General features: G+C 70.9%; 11 protein-coding genes. All 11 read left to right on the forward strand.

Annotated features, from left to right (window positions below; all coding sequences use genetic code 11):
• The coding region (locus VFU06_07965; GenBank protein HEU5209330.1) for a methionyl-tRNA formyltransferase at nucleotides 1-543 on the forward strand (543 nt) is incomplete at its 5' end.
• Nucleotides 540-1,199, forward strand: a complete 660-nt coding sequence (locus tag VFU06_07970; protein ID HEU5209331.1) for a thiamine phosphate synthase — start codon at nucleotides 540-542, stop codon at nucleotides 1,197-1,199. The genes VFU06_07965 and VFU06_07970, both read left to right, overlap by 4 nt.
• Nucleotides 1,196-1,408 carry a sulfur carrier protein ThiS gene (gene thiS, locus VFU06_07975; GenBank protein HEU5209332.1) on the forward strand — a complete coding sequence of 71 codons (213 nt, stop codon included), beginning with the start codon at nucleotides 1,196-1,198 and terminating at the stop codon, nucleotides 1,406-1,408. The genes VFU06_07970 and thiS overlap by 4 nt, the downstream gene beginning before the upstream one ends.
• Nucleotides 1,408-2,217 (forward strand): thiazole synthase, encoded by an 810-nt coding sequence (locus VFU06_07980; GenBank protein HEU5209333.1) that lies wholly within the window; start codon nucleotides 1,408-1,410, stop codon nucleotides 2,215-2,217. Before thiS ends, VFU06_07980 begins: the two co-directional genes overlap by 1 nt.
• Before the next feature lie 6 nt (nucleotides 2,218-2,223).
• Entirely contained in the window at nucleotides 2,224-3,558 is a 1,335-nt protein-coding gene (rsmB, locus tag VFU06_07985; GenBank protein ID HEU5209334.1) for a 16S rRNA (cytosine(967)-C(5))-methyltransferase RsmB, read from the forward strand.
• Complete coding sequence (locus VFU06_07990; GenBank protein ID HEU5209335.1) at nucleotides 3,558-4,373, forward strand: PASTA domain-containing protein; 816 nt, start codon at nucleotides 3,558-3,560, stop codon at nucleotides 4,371-4,373. Before rsmB ends, VFU06_07990 begins: the two co-directional genes overlap by 1 nt.
• Before the next feature lie 62 nt (nucleotides 4,374-4,435).
• The gene (locus VFU06_07995; protein ID HEU5209336.1) at nucleotides 4,436-4,969 is read left to right on the forward strand and encodes a TlpA disulfide reductase family protein; all 534 of its coding nucleotides are present in this window, start codon (nucleotides 4,436-4,438) and stop codon (nucleotides 4,967-4,969) included.
• A gap of 3 nt (nucleotides 4,970-4,972) precedes the next feature.
• Entirely contained in the window at nucleotides 4,973-5,704 is a 732-nt protein-coding gene (locus VFU06_08000; protein ID HEU5209337.1) for a YbbR-like domain-containing protein, read from the forward strand.
• A complete protein-coding gene (gene tsaD, locus VFU06_08005; protein HEU5209338.1) occupies nucleotides 5,701-6,762 on the forward strand; it encodes a tRNA (adenosine(37)-N6)-threonylcarbamoyltransferase complex transferase subunit TsaD in 1,062 nt (353 codons plus the stop codon). The genes VFU06_08000 and tsaD overlap by 4 nt, the downstream gene beginning before the upstream one ends.
• A complete protein-coding gene (locus VFU06_08010) occupies nucleotides 6,756-7,652 on the forward strand; it encodes a metallophosphoesterase family protein (protein ID HEU5209339.1) in 897 nt (298 codons plus the stop codon). Before tsaD ends, VFU06_08010 begins: the two co-directional genes overlap by 7 nt.
• Before the next feature lie 2 nt (nucleotides 7,653-7,654).
• Nucleotides 7,655-8,778, forward strand: a 1,124-nt coding sequence (locus VFU06_08015; GenBank protein HEU5209340.1) for a POTRA domain-containing protein, incomplete at its 3' end; no start/stop codon positions are given.

Below are 8,778 nucleotides of genomic sequence, written 5' to 3' on the forward strand. Positions count from 1 at the left end.
ACGATCATGCGCATGGTCGAGCAGATGGACGCGGGGCCCGTGCTGCTGCAGGTGGAGGAGCCGATCGGGTCGGAGGAGACGGCGAGCGACCTGACCGCACGGCTCAGCGAGATCGGTGCGGAGGCGCTGATCGAGGCGCTCGCGATGATCGAGGCGGACGACGTCGTCGAGATCGAGCAGGACGAGGCGCGGGCCACGTTTGCGCCGCGCATCACGCGCGAGCACGCGCACGTCGACTGGTCGGGCGCCGCCGATGAGGTGGCGCGGCGGATCCGGGCGATGGACGAGGTACCGGGCGCCTGGACCATGCACCGTGAGAAGGAGCTGAAGCTGTTCCGCCCGCTCGTCGATTCCAGGGCCGGCTCCGCGGCGCCGGGGACGGTGATCCACGTGTCGCCGGAGGATCCCTCCAGCGGGATGCTGGTCGCGTGCGGCAGCGGCGCGGTGCACGTGCGCGAGGTGAAGCCGGCCGGCAAGCGTCGCATGACGGCGGCGGAGTGGCTGCGCGGCCGCGCGGCCGAAGTCGGTGATGTGCTGACGTGACTCCATTGCCGCGGCTGCACGTCACGACCGACGACGCCGTCCTGGCGGACGACGCGTTCGTGCCGCGTGCGCTCGCGGCGGTCGAGGCCGGCGCAGACGCGATCGCGCTGCACCTGCGCGGACGGAGCACGACCGCGGCGCGCGTGTACGAGGTGGCCGCCGCACTCCGGCCGACGTGCACACGGCTGGGCGCACGGCTGCTCGTGAACGACCGCGTCGACGTCGCGCTCGCATGTGAGGCCGACGGTGTACAGCTCGGGGTGCGCTCGTTGCCGGTTGCGAATGCCCGCACACTGATGGGGCCGCACCGGCTGGTCGGCTTTTCAGCACACGCCGCGCACGAGGCTGGCGGTGCAGTGAGCGCGGGCGCCGACTTCGTCGTGCTCGGCAGTGTGTGGGAAACGGCGTCCCATCCGGACGCCGAGCCCGCAGGGCTGGACACGCTGCGTGCGACGGTCGACCATGCAGGAGCGCCGGTCATCGCGATCGGCGGTGTCACACCCGACCGCGTTGCGGACGCGGCGGGCGCAGGTGCGCACGGCGTCGCGGTACTCAGCGGCGCCTGGCGCCGGGGGGATGTGGGGGAGGCGGTAGCGACGTACCTCGATGCGATCCGCCGGGCGTACGCCGGCGGGCGCGGGAAGGAGCAGGCATGACAACAACGATTCCGGTCACGATCAACGGCGACGCGCGTGAGATCGCTGCAGGCAGCAGCGTGCGCGCGCTGCTCGACTCGCTCGGGCTGCACCCGCGGCTCGTCGTCGTCGAGCACAACCGTGAGATCCTCGACCGCGAAGCTTTCGATGACATCGAAGTGCAGGCCGGCGACACGCTCGAGCTGGTGCACTTCGTGGGGGGCGGCTGATGAGCACGGAAACGATGAACGTGCAGGTGGCGGCGGACCCGGCACCGCTCGTGATCGCAGGGCGCGAGTTCCGCTCGCGCCTCATCCTCGGCACGGGCAAGTACCGGACGAACGAGGACATGGTGCGCGCGATCGAAGCGTCGGGCACCGAGATGGTTACCGTCGCGGTGCGGCGCGTCGACCTGGATCGCACGAAGGAAGAGGGGATCCTGTACCACCTCGATCCCGAGCGCTGGTTCCTGCTGCCGAACACGGCCGGCTGCTACACCGCCGAGGACGCGATCCGGTACGCGCGGCTGGGCCGGGCGGCGGGCATGAGTGACTGGGTCAAGCTCGAGGTGATCGGCGACCAGCGCACACTGCTGCCCGACGTGCAGGCGACGCTGGAGGCGGCGAAGGTGCTTGTCGCCGAGGGCTTCAAGGTGCTGGCCTACACCAGCGAGGACGTGATCGCCGCGCTGCGCCTCGAGGATCTCGGCTGCGCGGCCGTGATGCCGCTCGCCAGCCCGATCGGCAGCGGACTCGGGCTCGTGAACCCGTACTTCATCCGCGAGATCAAGTCGCGGCTGGCGTGTCCCGTCATCGTCGATGCTGGCGTGGGCACGGCATCGGACGCGACGCTCACGATGGAGCAGGGCGTGGACGGCATCCTGATGAACACGGCCGTCGCCGAGGCGCAGGACCCGGTGCGGATGGCGGTCGCCATGCGCTACGGCGTGGAGGCCGGTCGTCTCGCGTACCTGGCCGGGCGCATGCCGCGGCGGGAGGTCGCCGTGCCGTCGTCGCCGACGACGGGCATGCTCGACTGACCGACACTGCCCGCGCGCGTCACCCCCGCCCGCCGTGCAGCGTACGAGACGCTGCGCGCGACACGTGAGGGGCAGCTTGCCGATCGTGCGTTCAGCGGGGTGCTCGAGCAGGTGCCCGCGCGCGAGCGGCCGTTTGCGCACGAGCTGACGTACGGCACGCTGCGGCTGCGGGGCAGGCTCGATGCGCTGCTCGCGCCGCACGTGCGACGTGGACTGGACCGGGTTCAGCCGGAGCTGCTGGACGTGCTCCGGCTGGGCGCCTACCAGCTCCTCGAGATGGGGTCGGTGCCCGCTTACGCCGCGGTGTCGCAGGCGGTGGAACAGGCGAAGCGGATCGGCGGGCGCGGCGCCGGCAGTTTCGTGAACGGCGTGCTCCAGTCCATGCGGCGGGCGGGCCCGGCTGAGCCCTGGCCATCGCTGGAGGCGGACCCCGTGGCGCACCTCAGCGCGTCGAGCTCCCACCCTCGCTGGCTGGTCGAACGGTGGATCGCGCAGTTCGGTGTGGCGGGCACGGCGGCGCTCGTTGCCGCGAACAACCGGCGGCCGTCGCTGTATGTACGGCCGGTCGGCGTTCCCGTTGAGGCTGCATCGGAGCGGCTCGAGAACGCGGGGATCGCTCACCAGCGTCCCGCGCTCGGCGGTTTCGGACCCGGCGTGGTCGCGCGCGACGTGCTCGAGCTGCTGCCGCCCGTCAGCGTGACCGATGCGCTGGCCGTTCTGCCGGCGATCGTGCAGGATCCGGCCGCATCGCTGGTCACCCGCGCGATCGCTGCAGCGCCGGGAGCGCTGGTCGCCGACCTGTGTGCCGCGCCCGGCGGCAAGACGCTGGGCATCGCCGGCGACGTGCCGGACGCGCGCGTCATCGCGGCGGATGCCACGGCGGAGCGCCTGGTGCGGCTGCGCGAGAACCTCGCGCGGACCGGCCTGACGAACGTGCGCGTCGTTGCGGCCGACGCCCGACGCCCCCCGCTACGGCGGGCGGACGTCGTGCTGGTCGATGCGCCGTGCACGGGGACCGGCACGCTGCGCAGGCATCCGGATGGACGGTGGCGTCTCACACCGGCGGATCTCGATGCGCTCACGAGGCTGCAGCGTGAGATCCTGGACGGTGCGGCGGCCATCGTGCCGCCGGGCGGCGCGCTGCTCTACGCGACGTGCTCGCTGGAGCCGGAGGAAAACGAGGAACAGGTGGACGCGTTTCTTCAACGGCACACCGGCTTCGTGCTGGAGCCGATCGAGGACGTGCACGAGTCGGTGCTCGACGGGCGCGGCCGGCTCGTCGTGCGACCGTGGACACTTGGTGTTGATGGCGCGTTTGCCGCGCGCCTGCGGAGGATGTGATGCTCGGGGATTCGGTACGACGGCGTCAGCGCCGGCCAGACCGTGGTGAAGGCAGAGCGCGCCGGAGCAGCGGGCGCAGCCGTGGCAGCAGTCGTCTCTGGGCGTGGGTGGTCGCCGCGCTGCTGCTGCCGTTCGGTGTCGGCTACGCAGTGGCGGCCCTGGTGCTGTTTCCGCCGACCGAGGAGCAGGTCGCGACCGCGACCGGCGTGGCTGTGCCCGAGCTGATCGGCCGCACCAGCGGCGACGCAGAGCGCGAGCTCGCAGAGCTGGGCCTGGAACTCACGGAAGCAACCGAGCTGCCACACCCGGAGGCGGAGCCCGGTGAGGTCATCGCGCAGGACCCGCTGCCGGGGCAGCACCTGAGGCCGGGCGCGGGCGTCCGTGTCGCGGTCAGCTCGGGGCCCCCGCGCGTGCGCGTCCCCGACGTCGCCGGCTTCCCGCTCGAGCGCGCGCGCGAGCTGCTGCAGCGCCTCGGCCTCGAGGTCGCTTCCGTGGAGCGCCAGTCGGAGACGCCGACCGGCCGCGTCATCGGCATCGCGCCGGAGCCCGGCACCGAGCAGCGGCTGCCCGCGACCGTCACGCTGGTCGTCAGCGTAGGCCAGCCGGTCGTCGACGATCCGACCGTGCCGGACAGTGCGGCGGCGGATCCAACGGCGATCGACCTGCTGGAACCGGTGGACACGACCACCGTGCCGGCTCCGCCGCCACAGGATCCGCCGGAGGGCGACAGCCGCGGCGCTGGCGACGATCCTGCAAACGCCCATTTTGGCGACGGCGTGCTGCCGGCATATGGCGACACGTCGGGAGCGCGGTAGCACCGCTGTCGGTGCGCCGCTATCTTGCGCCCTGAACCAGACTTGAGATCGGACTGCGGGGAATGACGGAACGGACCGAGCGTTGGCTGATCCGGGGCAGTGTGCTCGTGCTGTTCCTCACCCTCCTCTCCCTCGCCTGGGTGAATCGTGCGACGTACGCGCCGCTCGATACCGGCGCGCCTGCGCCGGACTTCTCCTATCCCACGCTCGCGGGCGACACCATTTCCCTGTCCGGACTGCGCGGGCAGGTGGTGCTCCTCAACATCTGGGCGACCTGGTGCCCGCCCTGCGTGCGCGAGATGCCCTCCATGCAGCGCCTGCACGAGCTCCTGGGCGAAGAGGGCCTGCGCATCGTGGCCGTGAGCGTGGACGCACCGGGTGCACTCGGTGATGTCCGCAGCTTCGTGCACGAGTACGGGCTCGAGTTCGAGATTCTGCTGAACCCGGGCGGCGGCATCCAGGACACGTACGCGGTGACGGGGCTGCCCACCACGTTCCTCATCGACCGTGACGGGCGCATCCGTCGCAAGGTGCTGGGCGGCACGGACTGGATGGCGCCGGACAACGTGAAGTCCGTGCACGCGCTCCTGGAGTAGCGCATGAACCCGCGCACCCTCGAGATCATCACGAACAACTGGGCGCTCAAGCTGGCTGCGCTCGCGATCGCGTTCATGCTCTGGGGCGCGGTCAAGGCGGAAGTGCCGGAGCGGCTGCCGCTTGCCGACGTGCCGGTCCGCGTGGTCGCGCGCGACGGCGACTGGGAGCTGGCCGCTCCGCCGGCGCCGAGCACCGTCGAGATCGTGTTCTCCGGACCCACGCGCGAGCTGATGCGCATCGCCGTGAACCGGCCCGAGGTGCTCATTCCTGTCGACAACGTGAGTGACTCCGTCGAGACGCGCGTGCTCAATGCGGGATGGGTGCAGCTCTATGGTGGAATGGACAACACGCGTGTCGAGGACATCCGCCCCGGTTCAGTGACGTTGCGCTGGGACCGCGTGGTCTCCCGCATCGTGCCCGTCAGCGTGCGCGTGATCGGCACGCCCGCGGCCGGCTACCAGCTGAGCGGACCGATTCGCGTGGAGCCGACAGGGGTCCGTGTGAACGGCGGCGCTGCACGCGTCTCCGCGCTGGACACGCTCCGACTCGGTCCGATCGACCTGAGCGGCTGGACGGCAACCGACAGCTTCCCGCTCGGGGTCGATACCACGGATCTCGGCGTCATCGTGTCGCCCATGACCGTCCGTGTCGTCGTGCCGATCGAGCCGCTGCCCGACTCGATCACCGGCGCAGCAGGCATGCGCGCACTGCCGCGCGACAGCGGCAACCCGTGAGCGTACCGCTCATCCTCGGCATCGAAACGTCCTGCGACGAAACGTCCGCCGCCGTGCTGCGCGGCGAGCGTGACGTGCTCGGGCACGTCATCCTCTCGCAGGACGCGCATCGCGTCTACGGCGGCGTCGTACCCGAGATCGCATCGCGGGCGCACCTGCAGGTGATCGACGACGTCGTGGACAACGCATTGCGCGAGGCGGGGATCGCGCTGCACGATCTGGACGCGATCGCAGCGACCGCGGGCCCCGGCTTGATCGGCGCACTGCACGTTGGCCTGGCCTGGGCGAAGGCCGCAGCGTTCGGTCTCGGCGTGCCGCTGGTGCCCGTGCACCACATGGAAGCGCACCTCTTTGCGACGTCCCTCGACGACGCGCGCGCGGGCCCGCCGTTCGTCGCACTGCTCGTTTCCGGCGGCCACACGATGCTGCTGTGGGTGCCGGCATGGGGCGAGTACGAGCTGCTCGGTGAGACGCGCGACGATGCGGCGGGCGAGGCGTTCGACAAGGTCGCGCGCATCCTGGGGCTCGGCTATCCCGGCGGACCCGTCATCCAGCGCGCGGCAGCCGCAGGCGATCCCGCGGCATACGCCTTCCCGCGCCCCATGCTGACAGCGCGCCAGCAGCCTGCCGACGCCGACTACTACGACGTCTCCTTCAGCGGTCTCAAGACGTCCGTGCTGACGCGGGTGCGCGCGCTGGAGGCGGAGGGTCGTCTAGAAACGGAAACTGCGAACGTCGCGGCGTCCTTCCAGGCGGCGGTGGTCGACGTGCTTGCGACCAAGACCATGCGTGCCGTGCAGGAGACCGGCTGCACGCGTGTCGTGCTCGGTGGCGGCGTCGCTGCGAGTCGCGCACTGCGCGACGCACTCGCAGCCGCGCTCGGCGCGGACGGTGAGCTGTACGCGCCATCGCTGCGCCATGCGACCGACAACGCGGCGATGATCGCACGAGCGGGGCTCTTCCACCTGGAGCGCGGCGTACGTGCGCCACTCGACGTCGCCGCGCGCGCCGACCTGCCGTTCCCCGGCCTGCGCCGGCGCGCGGAGGTCCCGTGCTGACCATCATCCACGCGTCCGACGTCCATTTCGGCCCGCCGTACGTGCCTGCGGCGGGCGAGGCGCTGCTCCGGTCGGTGGAGGAGCTCGACCCGGACGTCATCGTGCTCAGTGGCGACTTCACGCAGCGCGCAAAGCGTGAGCAGTACGCGGAGGCGCGCGCGTACATCAACCGCCTGCCGCCGAAGCCGCTGATCGTGACGCCCGGCAACCATGACGTGCCGCTGTACCGCGTCTTCGAGCGGATCTTCGCGCCGTACCGCAACTACCGCGAGTACATCTCGGCGGACCTCGACTCCGTGCTGCGCGTGGATGGCGCGACGTTCGTCTCGCTCAACTCGACGGCGCCGCTGCGCGCGATCACGAACGGCCGCATCCGTTCCTGGCAGCTCGACCTCTGTGCGCAGGCGTTCGAAGGAACACCGGCCCAGGATGCGCGCATCGTGGTCGCGCACCACCACTTTGCACCGGCGCCGGATTACGAGGGCGGGGAAGTGATGCCGAAGGCGCGGCGCGCGCTGGACCGGTTCACCGCGCTCAAGGTCGACCTGATCATGGGCGGGCACCTGCACCGCGCCTACATCGGCAACTCGCTGGACGTGCATGCCGGCATCGACCGCACGCACGGGATCATCATCGCACAGTCCGGCACGACCACGTCACGGCGCGGCCGCGCGCGCGAGCGCGAGCGCAACTCGTTCAACCTGGTCCGTGTCGGCGACGACATCATCCGCATCACGCAGTACATGTTCTTCGACGATGTGGCCGGGTTCGCCCCGGTCAGCCGCCACATCTACCCGCGACCGGGCACGCACTACTTCCGCGACCCCGGCCGGCTCGACGAGGGCAGTGCGCTCGCGCCGCCGGTCGGCCTGCCCGACCAGCCGTCCTGATCATGGGCCGTCCGGCGCTGCGCGTTGTCGCGCTGCTCGCGATGCTCGCGGCCGCGCTCGCCGCACGACCCGTGGACGCACAGGTCGTGAACGACTCCGCTCGCATCGCAGATGTCGAGCTGAGAGGCGTCAACGCATTCGACGAGGATCTGCTGCGCGCGTCGATCGTGACCAGCGAGAGCCGCTGCTCGGTCACCGCGCTTGCGCCGCTCTGCTGGCTCGGGCTCGGCCGCGAAGACCAGTACGTCGACCCGCGCGTGATCGAGGCCGACGCGCTGCGGCTTCGCGTTTTCTACTACGAGCGGGGCTACCGGGAAGCAGTCGTAACGGCCGATACCACGCGCACGGGTGACGGGCTGGTCGTCGAGTTCCGCATCGACGAGGGCCGTCCGGTGCTCGTCGACACCATCACGTTTTCCGGACTGGACGACCCGCCCGACGACGTCGTGAGCGACCTGCCGCTGCGTGCCGGCATGCCGCTCGACCTGGTCGCGGCCGAAGCGACGCGCGACACCCTGACCATGCGCCTGCGCGACCGCGGCTACGCCGCCGCGGACGTGCTGACCAGCTACTTCATCCCCCGCGAGCAGCCGGATCACAGCTCCGTCGAGTTCGAGCTGATCCCGGGCGACCGCTACCGGTTCGGCACCGTGACCGTTGAAGGCAACGTCGCGGTGGACTCGTCCGTGGTCCGGCGGATGCTCGGCTTCCGCACCGGCGACGTGTACAGCCGGCGCGCTCTGCTGGAAAGCCAGCGCAACCTCTTTTCGCTGGACGTGTTCCGGCACGCCGAGATCGTTCCGGACATCCAGCCGTTCGACACGGTCGCGGACGTGACCGTCCGCGTCATCGAGGGCGACCTGCACCGCGTGCGCGTCGGCTTCGGCCTCTCGACCGCCGACTACCTGAACGCGGAAGCGCGCTGGGCCAGCCTCAACTTTCTCGGGCGTGCGCGCCGGCTCGAGCTGCGCGGCCGGGTCTCCAACCTGCTGACGGCGCCACTCGACCTGGTCCCGTTCTTCGAGGAGATCGACGGCGTCTACCGGCAGGTCGCCGGCGCCGTCAATGCCGATTTCCGCCAGCCCTGGTTCTTCAGCGCACGCAACACCTTCGGCGCCGGCCTTTT

The organism is Longimicrobiales bacterium, assembly GCA_035764935.1.
GTDB lineage: Bacteria > Gemmatimonadota > Gemmatimonadetes > Longimicrobiales > RSA9 > DASTYK01.